Source organism: Saccharopolyspora mangrovi, assembly GCF_035320975.1.
Taxonomy (GTDB): Bacteria; Actinomycetota; Actinomycetes; order Mycobacteriales; family Pseudonocardiaceae; genus Saccharopolyspora; species Saccharopolyspora mangrovi.
Genome location: NZ_JAWLNX010000010.1, coordinates 1 through 21,107, shown reverse-complemented (window position 1 = coordinate 21,107; position 21,107 = coordinate 1). Strand labels below are relative to the sequence as shown.

Annotated in this window: 18 protein-coding genes; 9 read left to right on the top strand and 9 right to left on the bottom strand. The window is 71.0% G+C overall.

Annotated features, from left to right (window positions below):
• Nucleotides 1-6: 6 nt before the first annotated feature.
• From R4I43_RS15940 to R4I43_RS15915, 6 genes are all read right to left on the bottom strand, one after another.
• On the bottom strand, nt 7-804 hold the full coding sequence (locus tag R4I43_RS15940; protein ID WP_324266396.1) for an SAM-dependent methyltransferase: 798 nt from the start codon (nt 802-804) through the stop codon (nt 7-9).
• Nucleotides 805-890: 86 nt separating this feature from the next.
• Nucleotides 891-2,090: an MFS transporter gene (locus R4I43_RS15935; protein WP_324266395.1), complete on the bottom strand. Its 1,200-nt coding sequence runs from the start codon at nt 2,088-2,090 to the stop codon at nt 891-893.
• Nucleotides 2,091-2,093: 3 nt separating this feature from the next.
• Nucleotides 2,094-2,978, bottom strand: a complete 885-nt coding sequence (locus tag R4I43_RS15930) for a dihydrodipicolinate synthase family protein (RefSeq protein ID WP_324266394.1) — start codon at nt 2,976-2,978, stop codon at nt 2,094-2,096.
• Between the two features lie 15 nt (nt 2,979-2,993).
• Nucleotides 2,994-4,199: a trans-sulfuration enzyme family protein gene (locus R4I43_RS15925; protein WP_324266393.1), complete on the bottom strand. Its 1,206-nt coding sequence runs from the start codon at nt 4,197-4,199 to the stop codon at nt 2,994-2,996.
• Nucleotides 4,200-5,531: an aminotransferase class I/II-fold pyridoxal phosphate-dependent enzyme gene (locus R4I43_RS15920; protein WP_324266392.1), complete on the bottom strand. Its 1,332-nt coding sequence runs from the start codon at nt 5,529-5,531 to the stop codon at nt 4,200-4,202.
• Between the two features lie 748 nt (nt 5,532-6,279).
• Nucleotides 6,280-7,575, bottom strand: coding sequence for a DUF1479 domain-containing protein (locus tag R4I43_RS15915; RefSeq protein ID WP_324266391.1), 1,296 nt, complete (start codon nt 7,573-7,575; stop codon nt 6,280-6,282).
• Between the two features lie 90 nt (nt 7,576-7,665).
• Here R4I43_RS15915 and R4I43_RS15910 point away from each other — a divergent pair, with 90 nt between their 5' ends.
• Nucleotides 7,666-8,775 (top strand): ROK family transcriptional regulator, encoded by a 1,110-nt coding sequence (locus R4I43_RS15910; RefSeq protein WP_324266390.1) that lies wholly within the window; start codon nt 7,666-7,668, stop codon nt 8,773-8,775.
• 84 nt (nt 8,776-8,859) lie between these two features.
• On the opposite strand, the gene R4I43_RS15905 is transcribed toward R4I43_RS15910, so the two are convergent.
• Entirely contained in the window at nt 8,860-9,018 is a 159-nt protein-coding gene (locus R4I43_RS15905; RefSeq protein WP_324266389.1) for a hypothetical protein, read from the bottom strand.
• Nucleotides 9,019-9,120: 102 nt separating this feature from the next.
• Between R4I43_RS15905 and R4I43_RS15900 the strand changes: the two genes are divergently transcribed.
• A complete protein-coding gene (locus tag R4I43_RS15900; RefSeq protein ID WP_324266388.1) occupies nt 9,121-10,038 on the top strand; it encodes a LysR family transcriptional regulator in 918 nt (305 codons plus the stop codon).
• Nucleotides 10,039-10,355: 317 nt separating this feature from the next.
• Nucleotides 10,356-10,874 (top strand): 2'-5' RNA ligase family protein, encoded by a 519-nt coding sequence (locus R4I43_RS15895; protein ID WP_324266387.1) that lies wholly within the window; start codon nt 10,356-10,358, stop codon nt 10,872-10,874.
• 74 nt (nt 10,875-10,948) lie between these two features.
• On the opposite strand, the gene R4I43_RS15890 is transcribed toward R4I43_RS15895, so the two are convergent.
• Nucleotides 10,949-12,217, bottom strand: coding sequence for a phosphodiester glycosidase family protein (locus R4I43_RS15890; protein WP_324266386.1), 1,269 nt, complete (start codon nt 12,215-12,217; stop codon nt 10,949-10,951).
• 281 nt (nt 12,218-12,498) lie between these two features.
• Between R4I43_RS15890 and R4I43_RS15885 the strand changes: the two genes are divergently transcribed.
• Nucleotides 12,499-13,788: an MFS transporter gene (locus tag R4I43_RS15885; protein WP_324266385.1), complete on the top strand. Its 1,290-nt coding sequence runs from the start codon at nt 12,499-12,501 to the stop codon at nt 13,786-13,788.
• Nucleotides 13,789-13,798: 10 nt separating this feature from the next.
• Here the strand turns inward: R4I43_RS15885 and R4I43_RS15880 are convergent, their stop codons facing one another.
• Nucleotides 13,799-14,548, bottom strand: coding sequence for a DeoR/GlpR family DNA-binding transcription regulator (locus tag R4I43_RS15880; protein ID WP_324266384.1), 750 nt, complete (start codon nt 14,546-14,548; stop codon nt 13,799-13,801).
• 75 nt (nt 14,549-14,623) lie between these two features.
• Between R4I43_RS15880 and R4I43_RS15875 the strand changes: the two genes are divergently transcribed.
• The 5 genes from R4I43_RS15875 to R4I43_RS15855 all read left to right on the top strand — a co-directional run bounded on the left by R4I43_RS15875 (nt 14,624) and on the right by R4I43_RS15855 (nt 20,954).
• Nucleotides 14,624-15,682, top strand: coding sequence for an NAD(P)-dependent oxidoreductase (locus R4I43_RS15875; protein WP_324266383.1), 1,059 nt, complete (start codon nt 14,624-14,626; stop codon nt 15,680-15,682).
• Nucleotides 15,682-17,133, top strand: a complete 1,452-nt coding sequence (locus R4I43_RS15870) for a xylulokinase (protein WP_324266382.1) — start codon at nt 15,682-15,684, stop codon at nt 17,131-17,133. The genes R4I43_RS15875 and R4I43_RS15870 overlap by 1 nt, the downstream gene beginning before the upstream one ends.
• Nucleotides 17,134-17,169: 36 nt before the next feature.
• Nucleotides 17,170-19,209: a bifunctional aldolase/short-chain dehydrogenase gene (locus tag R4I43_RS15865; RefSeq protein ID WP_324266381.1), complete on the top strand. Its 2,040-nt coding sequence runs from the start codon at nt 17,170-17,172 to the stop codon at nt 19,207-19,209.
• Nucleotides 19,210-19,292: 83 nt separating this feature from the next.
• Nucleotides 19,293-20,060, top strand: coding sequence for an SDR family NAD(P)-dependent oxidoreductase (locus R4I43_RS15860; protein WP_324266380.1), 768 nt, complete (start codon nt 19,293-19,295; stop codon nt 20,058-20,060).
• A gap of 192 nt (nt 20,061-20,252) precedes the next feature.
• Entirely contained in the window at nt 20,253-20,954 is a 702-nt protein-coding gene (locus tag R4I43_RS15855) for a sunset domain-containing protein (RefSeq protein ID WP_324266379.1), read from the top strand.
• Nucleotides 20,955-21,107: the final 153 nt, after the last annotated feature.

The window sequence follows — 21,107 nt, the reverse complement described above, 5'->3', positions numbered from 1 at the left end:
GGAAGATCAGCGCAGGTGACCGACTGCGGCGTAGCAAGCGGTGCGTTCCGGGTGCTCGCCCGGGCGCATGTCGGGGCGCCATTCGACGGTGTAGACGACGCCGGGGTCGACGAGGTCGAAGTCAGCGAGCAGAACCTCGATCTCGGCTTTGCTGCGCAGCGTCATCGGGTTCCGGCTCTCGGCGAAGAACGGCGCCGCGGCACGCATCTCGGGCAGGTCGCTGGTCAGGTGCGAGGCGATGAGGTACGAGCCGGGTGCCATGCGGGCCTGGTACTCGCGCAGGAGGCGTTGGGGCGCGGCCGCGTCGTTGACGTAGTGCAGCATGCCGACCATCAGCAGGCCCACGGGCTGCTGGAAGTCGATGAGGCGCAGCGCGTCCGGGTGTTCGAGGACATTGTGCGGTGCGCGGATGTCCTCACCGAGGATGGTGACGCGCGGGTTGCTGGTGAGCATGCTGCAGGCGTGCGTCACGGCGACGGGATCGTGGTCGACGTAGACCACGCGGCATTCCGGATCGACCTTCTGGGCCACTTCGTGCACGTTGCCGACCGTGGGGATGCCGGAACCGAGGTCCAGGAACTGCCGGATGCCCTGGTCGAGGCAGAATTGCAGCGCCCGGTGCAGGAAAGCGCGGTTGGCCCGGGCCGCGTCGTTGAGGTACGGGAACACTTCGAGAGCCGCGTCCTGCGCTTGCCGGTCCGCCTCGAAGTTGTGCGCCCCGCCGAGGGCGTAGTCGTAGATCCGCGCCACGCTCGGCTGGTTCCAATCGATCTGCGACGGAACCCAATTCGGAAGCTCGTTCACCGCTTCTCTCCCTGACCGGCACCGAATGAGCTGCGCAGTATTCCACGCCGGTGATCCGGGAATCCAGAGTTCGGCACGTGGCTGCGCTACCGGATCGATCGCGTGCGCCGCTCGGTCGTCGAGGCCAACGCCGCCGCAGCGGTCAGTGCGATGGCGAGCACGAGGGGCAGGTGAGCTGAGGCGGTGACGAGCGTTCCCGCCAACGCCGTGCCGGCCGATCCAGCGGTGATCTTGAGAGCTCCGGTCCAGACGAAGACCTGACCGCGCATCTCATCCGGGGAGTACTCGCTGCGCGCCGCGAGGGTGGCGGCGAAGAAGTAGCCGTTGGCGATCCCGGCGGCCGCGTACGCGGCGGCGGCCAGGCCGAACGTGGGGGAGAGGACGACGGCGAAGAGGGTGGTGGCCACGACGACGGCCAGTCGCGTCATGAGCCGGTCGGCGTTGCCCTCGAGCGGGCGCGCCATGACCCCGACCGAGCCGGCGAGGTTGCCCAGCCCGTAGGCGGCCGTGAGCACTCCGGCCGCTGCTTCGCCGGTGCCGAGCATCGCGGCGCCGGCGACCGCGGTGATCGGCAGGGCGGCCACGCTGAACGCGACGATCATCGTGAGGTACAGGGTCCGGCGCAGCGGACCCGTCGAGAGCATCACTGCGAGAGTGCGCGCTGGGCGCGGGATGTCGCTCGCGGCGACCGGTGGCGGCGAGTACGGCAGCAGCATCACGAACGCGGCGGCGATCACCGCGCCCGCGGCAAGCACCAGCCCGGCGGCGAGCGGGGAGGCCCAGGCCGAGAGCGCTGCCACGATGCTGGGCCCGGCGGTGCCCCCGATGCCGTAGGTGGCGACGTCCCAACCTTGGGCGCGGCGCTGGCTGGTCCGGGTGGGTCCGGCGATGGCGGGCAGACGGCTGCTGATGCCCCCGGTCAGCAGTGGTCCGAGCAGCCCCGAGGCGATCAGCAGCACGGCGGGGACGATCGGGTGCGTCTCCGCGTGGAGCAGGACCGCTGCGGCGAGCGTGACACCGTGCAGCAGGCTCGCCAGGGCGATCACGCGGCGTCCGTCGCGCGCGGTGTCGAGGCTGCGGGCGATGAACGGGCCGAGCAGGTGCGGTGCGGTGACGCAGGCGCCGAGCGCACCGGCCAGCCACCCCGGATCACCGCTGGTGGTGGCGAGCAGGACGATGGCCACGACCGCGCCACCGTCGGCCGTGCGGGCCGAGGTCGCGGCCAGGACGTAGCGCGCAAGCCCGGCGCGGGGGCGCGCTGGCGCGATCGTGGTCTCGTCGCTCATCGGTCAGCGGAGGTCGAGCCGCTGGACCACGTCGGCGACCGCGGCGCGCTCGCCGTCCGGCAGTCCCCGCAGCGGGAGCGGCAGGTTGGGGTGGCCCACCAGGCCGAGGACTTCAGCGATGGCGGACACCACCCGGAGGCTCCCGAGCCGGCTGAACAGGTCCCACAGCGGTTGCAGGCGCTCCGATTCCGCAGCGGCCGTGGCCGCGTCACCGGCTTGGGCCGCGCGGGTGATCGCCAGCGCGGGTTCCGGCAGGGTTCCGGCGATCACGGAGTACCAGGCCTGGCTCCCGGCGTTGAGACCGGTTGCGGCGAGCGGATCCCCGCTGACGCCGATCGTGACCGAGGGAGGAAGCAGCGCCCGCAGCGCTGCGAGCCGCTGCTCGGCGGCTGCGGCCTGCACTCCGGGAATCTTGATGGAGGCGACGTGGGGCAGCTCGGCGATGCGGGCGTAGAGCTCGTCGGTGAACGTGAAGTGGGTCGTTCCGGGGTTGTCGTAGACCACCAGCGGAACCGACAGCGAGGCGGTGACGTCTTCGTAGAGCCCGAACACCTCGTCCGCGGTCAGCGCCTGGTAGGACACCGGCGCCAGCAGGACACCCGAGGCGCCGGCTTCCTGCGCGTCCTCGGCCAGTTCGAGGACATCGCGGGTGCGCAGCGCACCGATGCCGACGATCACCGGAGTCGACCCGGCGTGCTCGACCGCCAGCCGTGCCGCGCGGGCGCGCTCGGCGCGGTCGAGGTACGGGTACGAACCGGTGGAGCCGAGCGCGGTGATCGAGTCGACGCGTGCGGTGGCCAGTCGCGTGACGAGCCCGGCGAACGCCTCCTCGTCGATGCCGCGGTCGGAGACGGGGGTGAGTGGGAACGCGCTGAGTCCGGTGAACACGGATCCTCCAGGAGGTCAGGCGGGCAGGGCGATGTCGAGCGCCGCGCGGAGGTCGGCGATGAGGTCGTCGGTGTCTTCCAGCCCCACCGCGAGCCGCAGGTGCCCGTAGCGCTGGAAGGGCTCGGGGTAGTGCTCGTCTCCGCCCCGGGTTCCGGGCGCGACGTGCACGATGAGGCTCTCGTCGTGCCCGAGCGAGACGGCGGAGGTGATCACCCGCAGGGCGTTGACGAACCGGTTCTGCACCGCCGGGTCGCCGTCCAGTGCGAAGGCGAGGACCGCGCCGCAGCCGCGCCCGCCGAACTGCCGAACGGCCAGCTCGTGCTGCGGATGACTGGCGAGCCCGGGGTAGGCGACGAAGGCGATGCGCGGGTCGGCTTCGAGGGATTCGGCGATCTGCTGCGCGCTGGCCAGGTGCTGAAGCAGCCGCAGCGGCAGCGTGACCGACCCGCGCATGATCAGCCACGAGTTGAACGGGGAGAGCACCCCGCCGACGTCGACAAGGGCGTCCGCGCGGATCCGCGAGACGAGTTCGCGGGAACCGATGACGGCCCCGCCCATCGCATCACCGTGCCCGTTGATGAACTTCGTCAGCGAGTGCACGACCACGTCCGCGCCGTCGGCCAGCGGGCGGTACAGCGGCGGCGGGGTGAACGTGCCGTCCACGCTCAGCAACGCCTCGCCGGCGTGGGCGATCTCGGCGACCGCGGCGATGTCGGTGACCGCGGTGGTCGGGTTGGCGATGGTTTCGACGTGGACCAGCCGCGTCGTCGGGCGCATCGCGGCGCGGACCGCCTCTGGGTCGGTGGCGTCGACGAACGTGGCTTGGATGCCGTAGCGGTCCGGCAGCAGCTCGGAGAACAACCGGTGCACCGCCTCGTAGGTCACGGCGGAGACGACGACGTGATCACCGCTGCGCAGGTGCGTGAAGAACAGCGCGTGCAGCGCGGCAACACCGCTGGCGAACACCACCGCCTCCTCGCCGCCTTCCATCGTGGCGAGCTTGTCCTCCAGCGCGTGCTGGTTGACGTGGCCGCTGCGGCTGTACATCAGCGTGCTGGTGTCCGACCAGTTGAGCTGGGAGGCGTCCTCGGGCAGCAGGTAGGAGTTCGCCAGCACCAGCGGGGTGCGCAGCGCCCCCGACCCGTCCGGGGAGTTCCCGCCGTGCACCGCCCACGTCTTCTCGCCGACCGTGGACGGATCGTGCTTGTCCGGAGCAGACATTCATGTCCCCTTCGTCGAGTGCAGGACCGCGGCGAGGTCAGCGGCGAACGCCTCCGCCTGCAGCGGGCTGATGGTCGAGGTGGTCACGCGCAGCGCGTGTGCGCCGCGCCCCGACACCGCGAAGTCGGAACCGCCGCGAACGGCCCAGCCCCGAGCGGCGACCGCGTCGATCAAGCGCTTCTCCCCGCGCTGCACCGGGATCCACGCGTTGAGCCCATCGCGATCCGGTGGCAGCGCGATCCCGTGCTCGTGCAGCGCGTCGGTCAGCGAGCGCAGGCGCTCGGCGTAGGAGTCGCGGGCGCGCTGGAGCAGCTGCGCGGTCTCGGTGTCGTGCAGCAGCGCCGCCACGATGTGCTGCAGTGCGTGGCTGACCCAGCCCGAGGTGGAGCTCAGCCGTGCGCTCACCTGCGTCGCGCTGTCCTCGTCGCAGAGCACGAGCGCCAGGCGCAGGTCGGGGCCGAGGAACTTCGAGACCGACCGCACCAGCGCCCAGTGAGCCGCGCCTGTCGGAGTGATGCGGTGGTAAGGCTGGGCCGAGATGGCCGAGAAGTGGTCGTCCTCGACCACCAGCACCTCCGGGTGCTGGGACAGCAGCTCCCGCAACCGCGTTGCGCGCTCGTGGGTGAGGCTGGCACCCGTCGGGTTGTGCGCTCGCGGCGTGCACACCACGGCCCGGACGCCCGCGCCCAACGCCGCGGCCAGCCCGTCGGGAGTCATCCCGTCGGCGTCCACGGGCACCGGGACGCTGCGGTATCCGTTCAGCCGCATCGTGCCGATGCTCGACAGGAAGCACGGGTCTTCGACGGCCACCGCGTCACCGCGGGTCAGGTGTGCGCTCAGCAGGCGCTCCACCGCGTCGGCCGCGCCGTGGGTGAGGACGAGCTCGCGGGGGACGTCGCCGACGTCAGGAGCCATCTCGGCGTCGACCCACGCCGCGAGGCGCTCGTCGATCGGGGGGTGCCCGTACAACGGCGGCGAGTACCCCGGGGCGAAGGCTGAGCGGAGATCCGGCAGGTATTCCACCGCCGGGTTGCCGTCGGCGAGGTTGACCAGGTCACGGGCCGCGCCGCGGCCCTCACCGTCCAGGGCGGGGACACCGCGCACGACAGTCCCGCCACGGCGCCGCGTCTCGACGAGCCCCGCTGCCGCCAGCTGCGCGTAGGCGGCCGCGACCGTGTTCCGGTTGACCCCCAGCTCGGCGGCGAGCCCGCGTATCGGAGGCAGCGCCGCCCCCTCCTTGAGCGAGCCGGAGTCGATCAACCTGCGGATCGATTCGACGATCTCCGCGGCGCTGGAACCACCGATCGCACCCAGCTTCCCTCGTCGCTCCACGGCATGGACGGTAAATGTCCTAGGACATAATTGGCAACCTGCGTGGCGTGCGTCACGGTCGCCCGCTGCCGGGCGCGACCGAGGGGGCTTGCTCTTGGTGTGGCTCCGTGCTCTCGGAGGTGGTCGGGGAGCGGAGCCAGTTCTGGTCAAAACATGGCGGGTTCGGCCAGGGCGGAGGTCGGGTGCTCGTAGCGCTTCTGTAGGCGCGCGTGAAGTAGCACTCTGAGTCAGGAGTCGCTTGTCGTTCGAGGGATTTGGCTGTCTTTCCGCGTTGCCGAGTTGTGGTTCCCGCGGTGTTTGAGGGCTTCATGGGTGGGATGAGTCCACGCTCGACGGAGATTCGGGTTGAGTTGATCCGGGCGGGCGGAGCGGGACCAGGCCGTGCGGCGTGCGATGGGTGATCCGGCGAGTTCTGCGGAGTGTGAGGCGGTGAAATCCGTTGATGCCGAGAACTCGCCGTGGCTCGAGGGTGCTGTGGCTGAACACGGCTGGCCTGGTTTCACAGCCGTCGGTGAGGACGGCGCGCACGTGGGGCTCGAACCGCAGGAATTGGCCGAGCCGGCCCGGGGCTTCCGAATCCGGTCCCGCATGAGGTGGGCCGACCTCCGCGGTGTGATCGTGGGAACAGCGACTTGATCTCCAGTGCGCTGGAGGTTTGAGAATCGGTGGGCCTCGGCTCCGCCGGACCGCCCAGCTCCGACCGGCCGGTGGAGCCGAGGCCTCGAAAAACGCTCGCTGCCGGGCGGGTTCACTCGAAGCCGAGACCTCGGCGGCCGGTCTCGTTGAGCTGGTCGGCGGTGAAGCGGCCCTCCCAGTCGCGTTCGTAGTGCTCCGGCGGGAAGTCGCTGGGGCTGCTGCCGGTCAGGAACGCGTCGCGGACGCTGGCGGCGTAGGTCTCGTTGCGCGGGCACCACGGAGCGGCGGGGATGTACATGACGTTGCCCCAGCCCTCCTGGTCGGCGACCGGCGCGACGCTGTGGATCATGTCGCAGTGCCACCACACCGAGTCGCCCGCCTTGACGTCGGGAATGCCGGTGAGGCTGTCGAGCAGCTCCGAGTGCCACTTGTGGTCGGCGGGGAAGACCTGGTTGGTCGTCACCCCGCACATCTCGTCGTCGGGCACGTCGGGCAGCAGGGGCCGCAGCATCAGGTACGACATGGCCTCCGGGATCGGCACGGTGTGCAGGACGCCCTGGTCGTGGTCCATGTCCGACAACGCCGTCCAGCCCTGGAAGGTGCGGAACGCCGAGCACATCGTCGATCCCGGGTACTGCGGGCCCGCCGTGCGGTGGGCGGCGTCCCACGGGTCGTAGTGCTCCACGGTGCCGTCGAAGAGGTGCCGGAACGCCTTCTGGTAGGCGCTGGTCATCCACAGGTCGAGAGTCCCCGGATCGCAGTGCGTCCCCAGCCCCGCCGAATCGGTGCCCGGCGGACGCCTGCGGATGCGGTCGGGATACATCGCGTCGCGGTCGGGCTCGAACCACCGCACGCCTTCGGACTCGTGCTTCCAGAACGAGTTGAGGAAGGACTGCACCCGCGCCATCCGGTCGCTCTGGCGCGCCTGCATCTGGGCCGGTGACCAGTAGATCGGGTAGATCTCCGGCTTGGAGCCGACGCTGCCGAAGAAGTCGTCGCCGGGACCCCGGTAGTGGGTGAAGAAGTCGTTGCGCTCGACGTAGTCGACGACGCCCGCGTCCCACGCCAGGGCCTGGTCGCGGTCGAAATGACCGCGCACGACGAGGCATCCGCGCTGCTCGACCTTCGCCCGCTGCGCCTCGGTGACCGTGCCGCGGGCGATGTCGGTGTAGTTGATGACCGGCCACACCTGCTCGCCCCGGTCCGCATCGGCGCGGATCTCGGCCGCCCGCTCGGCGATGCGGCGCTCCACCACGGCGAAGACGTCCTCGACGGTGCGGCCGGAGGCCTCGATGCGGGCGCGCAGGGCGGCTTTGACCTCGCGGATCGCGGCCGTGAGGTCCTCGGGAGCGGTCTCCCAGTGCGGTAGCGGAGGCAGGGCCCGGCCCTGATCAGGTGCGATGGTCACGCTGAACTCCTTTGGTAAGGACTCCTAACTAAAGGAGAAGGTAGCCACTTCTCCCGCATTTGGGCAACACTCCTGACTAAACTGGCCGGCATGTCGTCCGCCAAGCCGTCGCTGGAGCTGCTGCGCTCGCTCACCGACGAGCACGTGCTGCGCGCGGTCATGGAGCGGGGACGGCTGACCCGCACGGAGATCGCCTCGCTGACCGGGATCTCCAAGCCGACGATCTCCGACAGCGTCCGGCGGTTGACCGAGGCGGGCCTGCTGGTCGACACCGGCGAGCGCACCACCGGGCGCGGACGCGCCGGCTCCTACTACTCGTTGAGCGAGGACTGCGGGAGCGCGCTGGTCTGCAGCATCACGCCCCACGGCGTGCTGGGCGAAGCGGTGGACGCCTTCGGTCGCGTGCTGAGCCGCTCGCACGCCGTTCTCGACCGCGCCGCCGGCCGAGAACGGGCCGCGGACACGCTCGCCGAGGTGGCCGCCCGAGCGCCCGGGGGAGTGCGCTGCGCCGTGGTGAGCGCGGCCGACCCGGTGGACCGGCGGACCGGCCGCCTGGTGCAGCTGCCGGACGTGCCGTTCCTGGTCGGCGATCTGGACCCGGTCTCGATCCTGTCCAGGTCGATCGAGGGCCCGATCCTGGTCGACAACGACGTGAACTGGGCGGCGCGCGCCGAGCGCCAGGGCGGCTGCGCCGAGGGCGTCGACGACTTCGTCTACGTCCACCTCGGCGAAGGACTCGGCTGCGCGGTGGTCAACGACGGCGACGTGCGCCGCGGGCACGGCGGGCTGTCCGGCGAGATCGCCCACCTCTGGACCGAAGGTCCTGACGGTGCGGCGCTGCCGCTGACCGAGGTGTTCGCCGCCCTCGGGCTCCGCCGCGACGGCTCCACCGCCATCGACGTCGAAGCGCTGCAGAAGTTCCTCGACGCCGACGACGCCGAGGCGGCACGGGTGCGCACCGCCCTGGCGCGCGCGATCTGCGGAGTCCTGTCAGCGGCGGTCACCCTGGTCGACCCCCGGCTCGCGGTCCTCGGCGGCCCCTGGGGGGCTCACCCGGCGATGCTCGCCGTCATCACCGAGCAGTTCGCCACCTGCGCCCGCAGCATCCCGGTCGTCGCGGCCACCGTCCCCGAACCCGAGCTGGCCGGCGCCCGAGCCCACGCCGTCGAAGACCTCCGCGCCCTCATCATCGGCAGCTGAAGGGTTCTCGCGCTGCTCGGGTGCGCGGCCGGGGTTGGTCGCGGTTCGCTGCGGGTACGCCGGTTCGCAGCGGGCGAGGAACTCTCACGGCGGGAATCCGCAATCGGCGTCGTAGCGCGGGGTTTCGGCGCAGCTCGGCGGTGGGGTCCTGCTCGGGAGGCGCTGCGCCCAGAGGGCGAGGTCGAGCGCCAGCGAGAACAGGACGGCGGCGGTGATGAGCAGGACGGTCCAGGTGGTGATCATGGTCGCTCCCGAGCTTGACTGGTGTTGCTGGTTCCAGCCTGGGGCCGGAAAACGTTCAGGTCCAGCTTTGATTCGTGCACGGAATCGTGTACCCATGACTTCATGATTGACCTTCGGCGATTGCAGGTGCTCCGCGCGGTGGAGCGCTCCGGCACGGTGACGGCAGCGGCGGGCAGCCTGCACCTGACCCCGTCGGCGGTGTCGCAGCAGGTGCGGCAGCTGGGCAAGGAGCTCGGGGTCGCGCTGCTGGAGCCGCAGGGCCGCCGCGTGCGCCTGACCCCGGCCGCCCGCTCCCTGCTGGCGCACGCCGACGCCATCGAGGAGCGGTGGCGCGAGGCCGAGGCCGAACTGCACGAGGTGGGCGTGGACGGCCCGTCCGGAACGCTGCGGTTGGCGGGGTTCGCGACCGCGATGTGCACCCTGCTCAGCCCCACCGCGGCCCGGCTGCGCACCACCGCGCCCCGGCTGACGGTGCGGATGCGCGAGGCCGACCCGGTGGCGAGCTTCGACCTGGTCTTCGCCGGCGAAGCCGACATCGCGGTGGTGGAGGCGACCCGGGACGCCCCGCCGCTGACCGACACGCGGTTCGACCAGCGAGCCTTGCTGGACGATCCGTTCGACCTGGTGGTCTCGGTCGACCACAAGCTGGGTTCGGAACCGGAGGCGTCTCTGCCCGAGCTGGCCGCCGAGCGGTGGATCCTGGGCATGCCCGGCTCGCCGTGCCGCGAACACGTCCTCACCGCGTGCTCCCGAGCGGGTTTCACGCCCGACATCGCGCACCAGGCGCAGGACTGGAGCGTGGTGGGCGCTCTGGTCGGCGACGGCCACGGCATCGCCCTCGTCCCGCGCTCCGTGCGGCTCCCGGGGCAGGAGGGCATCGCGCGGATCGGTCTCGCCGAGACGCCGCCGGCCCGCCGCTTCCTCACGGTCACCGCCCGCGGCGCCCGCGAACACCCCGCAGTCCAAGCAGCCCTGACCATCCTCGACGACCTGGCCGAACAGAGCGCCCCGCTGTCGTGAAGCGCTCGTGGCCAGGGGAGAGGCTCCGCCATCATGTATCGGTGAGCACGACACTTTCAGTGACGAGTGAAATCAATCCGAAACGGAGCCGGAAGCCTGCTCACGAGATCGCGGGGAAGGGGTTCCGACGAGGGTCGGTGGCGGCCGTGGTCACGAACTCGCCTACGCGGCACCACCTTCCGGGTAGCTGAATGCCACCGGAGCGCAGAAGAGCGTGGCCTGGTCTTTCCCGGACTTTCCAGTGCGGGAAGCGCGATGTCGCGCCGTCTCCGGTGGGCCTCGGCGTCGGAGCTGCCGCGCACCTGTAGAACGGCGGCATGGCGCATGTGGGCAAGACCGGCGTCGTCGTGCCGGTTCCGGGAGCGCAACCGCTGCTCGACGCGGTGGCCGAACGATGTCCTGACACCGTTCGGACCGGCGTTCCGGCGCACCTGTCGTTGCTGTACCCGTTCGTGCCCGCCGCGGAGCTCGACCAGCAGGCGGACAGCGCGCTCACCGGTGTTTTCGCCCGGGCTTCGCCGCTGTCGGTGACGTTCGCGGGGATCGTGCGCAGCGGCGGATTCCTCGCACTGCGCCCGGAACCCGCTGACGGGGTTGCGGCGCTCGCGAGCGCCGTTCGGAGTCGCTGGCCCGAGGTGGTGCCCTACGGCGGGCGCTACGACGCCGATCCGCATCTCACGGTGGCGATGCGCACCACCGAGCAGCGTGCCGGTGCCATCGAGCGCGAGCTGTTGCCGAACTGGGTTCCGCTGTCCGCCGAACTTCGGGAAGCCTGGTTGGTCGAATTCGACGGGCAGTGGCGTGTGCGCAGCCGGTCCCCCTTCGGCGCCGGCTAGCTTGCCAGCAGCCCGGCGCCCCCCCCCCCCCCCCCCCCCCTGCGTTGGGCGGCGGGGCCCCGGCGGCCGGGTGGCTAGTCCTCGACGTAGATCAGGGCATCTCCCACGGCTCGTTCTTCGCTGCCGCTGGGTTTGTTCGTCAGGGCGCCGTTGACCGACATGGTGGTGGAGCCGCCGCCGTCGAGGTTGACCGCATCGGTCAGGCCGAGAGCTTCGGCGACCGCGGCGGTTTCGTCCATCGTGGTGCCGACGCTGGTGGTCTGGCGGCCGTCGAGGGTGGCCAGCACGATCTTGCCGTCCGGGGTGGTACCGGCGATGGTGCGCGGGTTGCGCGCGAAGAAGTCCCCCGAACCCGGCGGGACCACGACCTCGCCGCCGGCCATCAGCCGGTAGCGGCCGTTCACGCCGAACAAGCCCGGGTGCAGGTCGACCTGGTCACCGCTCTCGTCGGTCAAGGTGGAGGTCCGGTGCAGGCAGCCCCGTTCGGTGATCGCCAGCAGCGCCGCCGCGTCGTGTCCCGTCGCCTGCAGCGAGGTCTGGTCGGCGTCGAGGGTCGTGCCTCGCGCGTCGGGGGAGCTGCGCACGACGCACCCGCGCTGGTCGAGCACCACCTCGACGCCGTGCCCGGTCGGGGTGGGGCCGAACTCGGGGTTGAACAGGACCGCGTCGCCGGGCTGGTCGCACTGCGTCTGGTCGGGCAGCTCGGCACAGGTCGCCGGGACGACCGGCGGGTGGTTGAGGTGCTCGAGCGGCAGCGTCGCGCCGGTCTGCCGGTTGCGCACCTGCCCGGACCAGGCGGTGCGGCCCATCAGGACCTCGTCGCTGCGGCTGTCGATGATCAGGTCCGCTTCGGCGCGGTCGCCGGTCGGTTCGCTGAGCAGCTCGCCGTCGTAGACGCCCAGCCCGACCGGGTCGCCCGGGTACTGCGGGTTGGCGTTGAAGGTGAAGAAGGAGGCGTTGACCCCGGCCAGCGCTCCGGACAACCGGACCAGGTCGGTGGTCTTCTCGACGGGTGCGAGGTCGGGGCCGTAGGTCGATTCGACGTGCCCGCGGGCCTTGGCCGGATCGATGGTGAGCACGTTGACCACCCACGGACCGCGAGGTGTCGTGTTGATCTGGTCCGGCGGGGCGGGCTCGGTCCCGCGGACGATGCGCGTCAGCTCGACGCCGTCGGCCAGCTGCTGCGTCTCGCGGGTCTCGGCGAGGTCGGCATCGCCCAGCGGCAGCCGGTCGCCGCTGGCGTCGGCGCTGCTGACCGGGTAGAAGGGCAGGGCGGCGGCGATCGCCAGTCCCGCCGCGAGAGCGGGCGAGCGGAATCGCGTGCGTCGTGAGGGCGGGATCATGAGCTCCAGGCTTGACGTCCTGCGGAACCTCCACGGGTCCCAGCGGTTGACCAGTCGGTGAAGTGTTCATGACGCGGCCGTGGCACGCGGCGGTGGTGCCGGCGGAGCGGTGTTGCGCCACGCTTCGCGCAGCGGAGCTCTCATCCGGAAGGTTCGCAGCGCAGGTGCGGAGCGGGTCACACATTTCATTGCGAACAGCTCTTAACAAGTTCTAACAAGATGTGTCATTGTGTTCCGCGGCGTGACAACGCCCGGCCCGTACCTCCAGAAGGAGCCCCCGCATGACACCGACACCGCCGTCGGCATCCCGCTCGTTCCTCGGCATGTCCCCAGCTCTGCTGTGGGGCTACGTCGCCATCGCCTTCTTCATGACCGGAGACGGCCTCGAGCAGGCCTTCCTCTCCGACTACCTCGTCACCGAGGCCGGATTCAGCACCTCGCAAGCCGGCACCCTGCTCACGGTGTACGGGCTGGTCGTCGCGATCGCCGCCTTCGTCTCCGGCATCCTGGCCGAGTACATCGGCCCGCGACGGGTGATGGCCGTCGCCACCATCGGCTGGATCGTGTTCCACGCCGGCTTCCTCGCCTTCGGCGTGATGCAGCACAACTACCCGCTGATGCTGGTGATGTACTCGATCCGAGCGGTGGCCTACCCGATGTTCGTCTTCGGGTTCGTCGTGTGGATTTCCTACGCGGCCCCGCAGAACCGGATGTCCTCGGCGATGGGCTGGTTCTGGTGCTCGTACTCGCTGGGCGTCGGCGTTTTCGGCTCCTACCTGCCCAGCCTGACGATCCCGTGGGTCGGGACGGTGACCACCCTGTGGAGCGCGATCGCCTTCATCGCCGTCGGCGGTGCGATGGCGACCTTCCTCGTGCGCGGCCGCGGCCCGTCCAACTCCGGTGAGCGCACGCTGCGCGGCCTCGGCGCCACGATCGTCGAGACCGTCAAGATGCCCTTCGAGAACGTCCAGCTCGCCCACGGCATGATCCAGCGGACCATCAACCAGCTCGCGCTCTACGGCTTCATCGTCATGCTGCCGATCGTGTTCACCCGCGACATCGGCTTCAGCCAGGAACGCTGGTTGCAGCTGTGGAGCCTGGTCTACCTGGTCACCGTGTTCACCAACCTGATGTGGGGCGTGATCGGCGACCGGATCGGATGGGTGCGCACGATCCGGTGGTTCGGCAGCCTCGGCATGTTCGCCGCGACGCTGCTGCTGTACTTCACACCGGTGCTCGCCGGACCGAACGCGTTGCTCACGGCCGGGGCCGTGGTCCTGTTCGGCATCGCCATCGCCGCGTACGTGCCGCTGTCCGCGCTGATGCCGGCGCTGGAGCCGGCCCGCCGCGGCCAGGCGGTGGCGCTGCTCAACCTCTCCGCCGGTGCTTCGCAGTTCGTGGGATCGCTGCTGGTCACCGTGCTGTGGGATCGCATCGGCACGACCGGCACCGTGCTGGCGCTGGCCGCGACCTACCTGGTGGGCTTCGGCCTCAGCTTCCTGCTGAAGGTGGACCAGAACGCGTTGGCCGACACCGAGATCCGTCAGTCCGCGAGCGCGTCGGCGGCATGAGAACCACCGCTCACAGCAGCTGGCGGACCCGCTTGCGGTACTCCGCCAGCTGCGGATCGTCCGGCTCGACCTCGGTGCACAGCGCGGCCACGGCATCCAGCTCGACGGAGGCAGCCCGGTCCCGCGCGTCCAGCTTGGCGGTGTCCGCGCCGATCACGATGCGGTGCGACACCCGGGCGCAGGCCTTCTTCAGCGCGGCCTCCTCGACGGTCGACTCGAAGCAGCTGTCGCCGTCGATGCCGCCGGTGGACGCGAAGAACACGTCGGGCGTGAGCTGCTCGACGGTGGCCGCTGCCAGCGGTCCGATCAGGGAGTCGCTGCGCTCGTCGAACCGGCCGCCGGTGAGCTCCGCGGTCACCCCCGGCCGTCCCTGCAGCACCTGGAAGGTCTGGATGTTGTTGGTCAGCACGGTCAACGCCTCGGCCGAGGGGATCAGCGCGGCCAGCCGGTACATCGTCGTCGACGAATCCAGCACGATCAGGCCCTGTGCGGGCACCAGCGGCAGCAGCTTCTCGGCGATGAGCCGCTTCTCGGCGGCGCGGGAGCTGTCGCGGCGCTGGAAGCTCGCCGGCTCGGAATGGCGGGCCCCGCCGCGGACCCGGCGAGCGACGCCCTCGTTCTCCAGCTGCCGGAGGTCCCGGCGGACGGTCATCTCGCTGACCCCGAGCGCCTCGGCGGCGTCGCCGAGGGAGATCGAGCCGGTCGAGCGGAGCTCGGCGCGCAGCCACTCGATGCGTTCCTCCATGGCCAGACTGTTCACGCTCTGCATCGTATGACCCCTTCCCAACCGTTCCCGGCACCACCACTCGGAACCGCTCCTGAAGAAAGGACCCCCATGCCCTCCCGTCCGCCCTTCTCCGTCCTCGCAGCCGGAGATCGATTCATCCAGCCCGCGGTCTTCCGCGACGAGATCACCCACCGCCTCGGCTCCTGGGCCACCGTCGCCGAGCTGGAACTGCCGTGGCCGGACGAACCGTTCGGCGCCGTCGGCGAAGTCGACGAGGCCTCGGGCAGCGAGGACGAGCTGATCACGGCACTGCGCGGGCACCGCGGGCTGGTCACCCAGCTGGCACCGGTCACCGAGCGGGTCCTGGAAGCGGTGCCGGAGCTGGAGTTCGTCGGCGTGGGCCGCGGCGGGCCGGTCAACATCAACCTGGACGCGGCCGCGGCGCGTGGCGTGCGGGTGGTCAACGTGCCGGGGCGCAACAGCATCGCCACCGCCGAGATGACGCTGGCGCTGCTGCTGGCCGCGCTGCGGAGGGTGCCGATCCTGCACGGCAGCCTGCTGCGCCGCGAGTGGCGCGGGGACTTCTACCGCCACGACGAGGTCGGACGCGAGATCGCGGGCTCCACCGTCGGCCTGCTGGGTGCCGGGGCGGTGGGCCAGCACCTGGCCCGCAGCCTCGCCGCGATGGGCGCCGACGTCGTCGTCTACGACCCCTACCTGCCCGACGGGGCCCTGCCGGAGGCCCGGCGCTGCACCGACCTCGACGAGCTGTTCTCGACCAGCGACGTGCTGTCGGTGCACGCCCGGCTCACCCCGGAGACCGAGCAGGTGGTCAACGCCAAGCGGATCGCGCTGATGCGCCCCGGCGCGATCGTCGTCAACGCCGCGCGCGGCGGACTCGTGGACTACGCCGCTCTCGCCGACGCGCTCGCCGCGGGTCACCTGGGCGGGGTGGCGGTCGACGTGTTCCCGACCGAACCTGTCGACATGTCCCTGCGACTGCTGGACCTGGCTGATCGCGGGGCCAACGTGGTGCTGGCTCCGCACGTCGCGGGCGCCAGCCGGGAGACCGCGCGGCGGGCTGCCGCCGGGGTGGCCGAAGAGCTGCGCCGCCACCTCGACGCGCAGCCGGCGCTGCACCCGGTCGGACCGAAGGCGGGGGCGTGATGGCATCAGATCGAGCCGAGGTCCTGCTCGGCATCGACGTCGGGACCAGCGGCGTCAAGGTCGTGGCAACCGACCGGGAAGGCCGCCTGGTGCGTTCGGCGACGGCGCGCTACGACACCCAGGTCGACTCCGACGGGCGCGGTTCCGACCAGGACGCGGGCAGCTGGTGGCACGCGATCACCTCCGCGGCCGGTGACGTGGTGGCGGAGGCTCGGGTGCTGGCCGTGGCCGTGACCAGCCAGTCACCGACCCTGGTGCCGGTGGACGACCGGGGCCGGGAGGTCGGCGCGGCCCTGACCTGGCTGGATCGGCAGGCCGTCGCCGAAGCCGCCGAGATCGAGCGGATCGGGCCCGGCCACCGCAACGGGCCGGACCCGTTCTTCGGCACCGCCAAGCTGCCCTGGCTGCTGCGCAACCGGCCGGAGGTCGCCGCGCGTGCCGCCCACGTCGTCTCGGCCAACGGCTACGTCACCGGCAGGCTGACCGGCCGGGCCGCCCTCGACGATTCCTCGGCCTCGCTGATGCAGGGCTTCGACGAGTCGGCGAACGCGTTCGACGAGCGGCTGTTCGGGCGCGGGCTGGGCGTCGAACTGCTGCCGCCGATCGTGGCCACGACCGACGTGATCGGCACCGTGACCGACCAGGCCGCGGCGGAAACCGGGATCCCCGCCGGTGTTCCGGTCGTGGCCGGCGGGGTCGACTCGGTCGGGTCGGCCCTGGAGGCGGGGATCGTCGAGGTCGGTGGGCCGCTGGTGGAGATGACCGGGTTCTCCAGCGCCACCATGCTGGCCGTTCCCGCGGGCACGCACGTGCCGGGCTTCATCCACGAGCGGCACTGCGTTCCCGGCGTGGACCTGCTCATCACGGCCCAGGTGACCGCCGGGGCGACGGTGGACTGGGTGAACCGCATCGCGGGGCAGGACCTGCGGGACTCGGAGGCGCTGCTGGCCCGCTCCCGCCCCTCGCGACTGACGACCGTGCCCAGCTTCGCCGGCGAGCGCACGCCCACCTGGAACCCGCGCGCCCGCGGGATCATCGACGGCATCGATCTCGCCGCCGACGGTGTCGAGCTCATGCTCAGCGTGCTCGAGGGCAACGCCCTGGCGCTGGCCGACGACGTCGCGGAACTGCGTGCGCGCGGGTTCGCCGTCGACCGGTTGCTGAGCACCGGCGGCGGTTCGGCCTCGACGGCGTGGCTGCAGATCAAAGCCGATGCCCTCGGCGTGCCCGTGCTTCGCCCGCGGGGCGGGCACGGGGCCGCGCAGGGCGCCTCCTACCTCGCCGGTCTGGCGATCGGCGTTCACGACGTCGGCGAGCTCAAGCAGTTCGCGGCCGACATCGAGCACGAGTTCACCCCCGACGCCGAGCTGCACGAGCGCTACGAGCACCGCCGGGCGCACTTCAGCCGGGTTCGCGAGCTCAACCGGGCGCGGGCGATCGAAAAGCCTTGACCCCACGCATGTCCCACTACTCCGAGGAGTTCTCGAGTGTCTGAGCACACCGCTGTCGAAGACCTGCTGGCGCGGTCGCACCGGTTGGGTGCCGACCCCACGACCACCAACTACGCCGGGGGCAACACCTCCGCCAAGGGCGCTGCGATCGACCCGGTCACCGGCCGGGAAGTCGACCTGATGTGGGTGAAGGGTTCCGGGGGTGACCTCGGCACCCTGACCGAGAGCGGACTCGCGGTGCTGCGCCTGGACCGCATGCGCGCCCTGGTCGACGTCTACCCGGGTGTCGAGCGCGAGGACGAGATGGTCGCCGCGTTCGACTACTGCCTGCACGGCAAGGGCGGGGCCGCGCCGTCGATCGACACCGCCATGCACGGTCTCGTCGACGCGCCGCACGTCGACCACCTGCACCCCGACAGCGGCATCGCGATCGCCACCGCCGCCGACGGTGAAGCGCTCACCGCGACCATCTTCGGCGACCAGGTGGTCTGGGTGCCGTGGCGTCGCCCCGGTTTCCAGCTCGGCCTGGACATCGCCGCGATCAAGGCGGCGAACCCGCAGGCCAAGGGCTGCATCCTGGGCGGCCACGGGATCACCGCGTGGGGTGAGACCTCCGAGAAGGCCGAGAAGAACTCCCGCTGGATCATCGACACCGCAGCGGCGCACATCGCCGAGCACGGCGACCCGGAGCCCTTCGGGCCGGTCGTGGCCGGTTTCGAACCGCTTCCCGAAGCCGAGCGGCACGCCCGCGCCGCCGCGCTGGCCCCGGTCGTCCGCGGACTGGCCTCGACCGACCAGCACCAGATCGGGCACTACAACGACGGCGAGGCGGTGCTGGAGTTCCTCTCCCGCGAGAAGCTCGGCGAGCTCGCCGCTCTCGGCACCTCGTGCCCGGACCACTTCTTGCGCACCAAGGTCCGGCCGCTGGTGGTGGACCTGCCCGCCACCGCGCCGCTGGCCGACGTCGTGGCGAGGCTCAAGGAACTGCACGCCGAGTACCGCCAGGAGTACCGCGCCTACTACGAGCGGCACGCCACCCCGGACAGCCCCCCGATGCGCGGAGCGGACCCCGCGATCGTGCTCGTGCCGGGTGTCGGCATGTTCTCCTTCGGCAAGGACAAGCAGACGGCCCGGGTGGCCGGCGAGTTCTACGTCAACGCCATCAACGTCATGCGCGGTGCCGAAGCGCTGTCCACCTACGCGCCGATCCCCGAGAGCGAGAAGTTCCGCATCGAGTACTGGGCGCTGGAGGAGGCGAAGTTGCGGCGCATGCCCGCGCCCAAGCCGCTGGCCGGGCGCATCGCGCTGGTGACCGGCGCGGGCTCGGGCATCGGCAAGGCCATCGCCGAACGGCTCGCCGCCGAGGGCGCCTGCGTGGCGGTGGCCGACCTCAACGCCGAGGCCGCAGCCGAGGTCGCAGCCGGGATCGGCGGCAGCGACAAGGCCATCGCGGTCACCGCCAACGTCACCGACCGGGAGGCGGTGCAGTCGGCTGTGGACGCGACCGCGCTGGCCTTCGGCGGGATCGACCTGGTGGTCAACAACGCGGGCCTGTCGATCTCCAAACCGCTGCTGGAAACCACCGAGCAGGACTGGGACCTCCAGCACGACGTCATGGCCAAGGGCTCGTTCCTGGTCTCGCAGGCGGCCGTGCGCGCCATGATCGACCAGGCGATGGGCGGGGACATCGTCTACATCTCGTCGAAGAACTCGGTGTTCGCGGGGCCGAACAACGTCGCCTACGGCGCCACGAAGGCCGACCAGGCCCACCAGGTGCGGCTGCTGGCCGCCGAGCTGGGCGAGCACGGCATCCGCGTCAACGGCGTCAACCCCGACGGCGTGGTGCGCGGGTCGGGCATCTTCGCCGGGGGCTGGGGCGCGCAGCGCGCCGCGGTGTACGGCGTCGCCGAGGAGGACCTCGGTGCGTTCTACGCTCAGCGCACGCTGCTCAAGCGCGAGGTGCTGCCCGAGCACATCGCCGCGGCGGTGTTCGCCCTCACCGGTGGTGAGCTGACCCGCACGACCGGGCTGCACGTGCCCGTCGATTCCGGGGTCGTCGGCGCGTTCCTGCGCTGATCCTGACCAAATCCGCTGCGGGGCCGGGCAAACCGGTCCCGCAGCGGTCTCCGAAGCACTCCCCGGAAGGAAGTGGTCGAGTCGTGTTCGAAGATCTCGCGGGACGGGTCGCGGTGGTCACCGGCGGAGCCCGAGGGCTGGGGTTGACGATGGCGGGCGCGCTGGCCCGCCAGGGAGTCTCGGTGGGCCTGCTGGACCGGCTGCCCGAGGTCGCGGCCAGCGCCGACAAGCTCGGTGCCGACAGCGGATCCGCCTCGGCCGGCGTGGTCGCCGACGTCACCGATCCCGGTTCGCTGGCTGCGGCGTTCGACCAGGTCGAAGCTCAGCTCGGACCGGCGACGATCCTGGTCAACAGCGCCGGCATCTCGGTCTGGAGCGACGCCGAGGAGCAGTCCTGCGACTCCTGGCGCCAGGTGCTCGGGGTCAACCTCGACGGCACCTTCTTCGCCTGCCAGGAGCTGGCCCGGCGGTGCAAGACCACCGGTCGGTCGGCGTCGATCGTGAACGTGTCGTCGATGTCGGGTTCGATCGTCAACGTCCCGCAGCACCAGACCGCCTACACCGTGTCGAAGGCCGGCGTCACGATGCTGACCAAGTCGCTGGCGGTCGAGTGGCAGCAGCTGGGCATCCGGGTGAACGAGATCGCACCTGGCTACTTCCTGTCCGACATGACCAGGCAGTTCGTCGACGACAACCCCTCCTTGGCCGCGGAGTGGACCGGTCGCACGCCTGCGGGGAGGTTGGGGGAGCCGAGCGACCTGGAGGGCGCCGTGGTCTACCTCGCCTCGGACAGCTCCCGCTACGTCGTCGGCCACACGCTGGCCATCGACGACGGCTACACGCTCGTGTAGCGGGCGTTCACCACACGGGCCGTGGCGTGGCACGGGCGAGTGAATTACATCGACTTCGTAGTGCCGAACGGTGATCTCCGGTGGCTGCGCGCGACAGGTGTCGTTACAACGATCGGCAGCGATCATCTCACTCTTCAGAGCATCCAGGAGTGTTTCGTGCCGAAGTCAAGACACCGCGCGCCATCCACCGATTTGCGTCAATGGGTCGTCTGGGCGGTGGCCGGATTCCTGGTCGCCGCTGCTTTCGCCTTCGCCTCACCGCTCGGCGACGGGCCCGTACCCGTCGCCTGGGTGTTCCTGCTGCTCCTGCTGTGCTTCATGACGGGTTCGCTGGCGAACTCGATGTTCCTGTCCCGGTCCTTCCGGCGAGGCGGCCACATCGTCCTGCCGGCGGTGCGGGAACCCGAGGCGATCGAGCGAGCTCCAGAGGACTCCGGGCAGCGGCGGCAGAGCCCGGTCCAGGCCGTGACGACGCGTGCGCGTCCGGAGCGGACCAGGACCGAGGTGCCCGCCTTCGCCTCCTCCAGCGAGATCGGCGGCAGCATCGGGGTCACCGTGCTGGTCTCGAGCGACGTCGCAGCTGAACCCGAGAGCGCGGACCTCAACGAGCTGCACGTCATCGACAGCATCCCGGCGCAGCAGGCGCGTCGGCCGGAAACCGTTGCGGCGAATGAGGAATCCGGCCCGTACCCGGGGGCTGTCCAGGCGAGGCCGGATGGCCGGTCGCCGGACAGCTCCTACCGGGTCAAGGGCAACACCCGCTCCAAGCGCTACCACACGATGCAGTCCCCGTACTACGAGCGCACCAAGGCGGGCGTGTGGTTCCGCTCCGCCGCCGATGCCGAACGGGCCGGTTTCTCCGCCTGGAACAGCCGGGTGAACGACGCGGTCTGACCCCCAGCCCGGCCCGGTCAGCCGTGGAGTCCCTTGGAGATGAGGTCCATGACCGAGGAGTCGGCGAGGGTGGTGACGTCGCCGACTTCGCGGTTTTCGGCGACGTCGCGCAGCAGGCGGCGCATGATCTTGCCGGAGCGGGTTTTGGGCAGT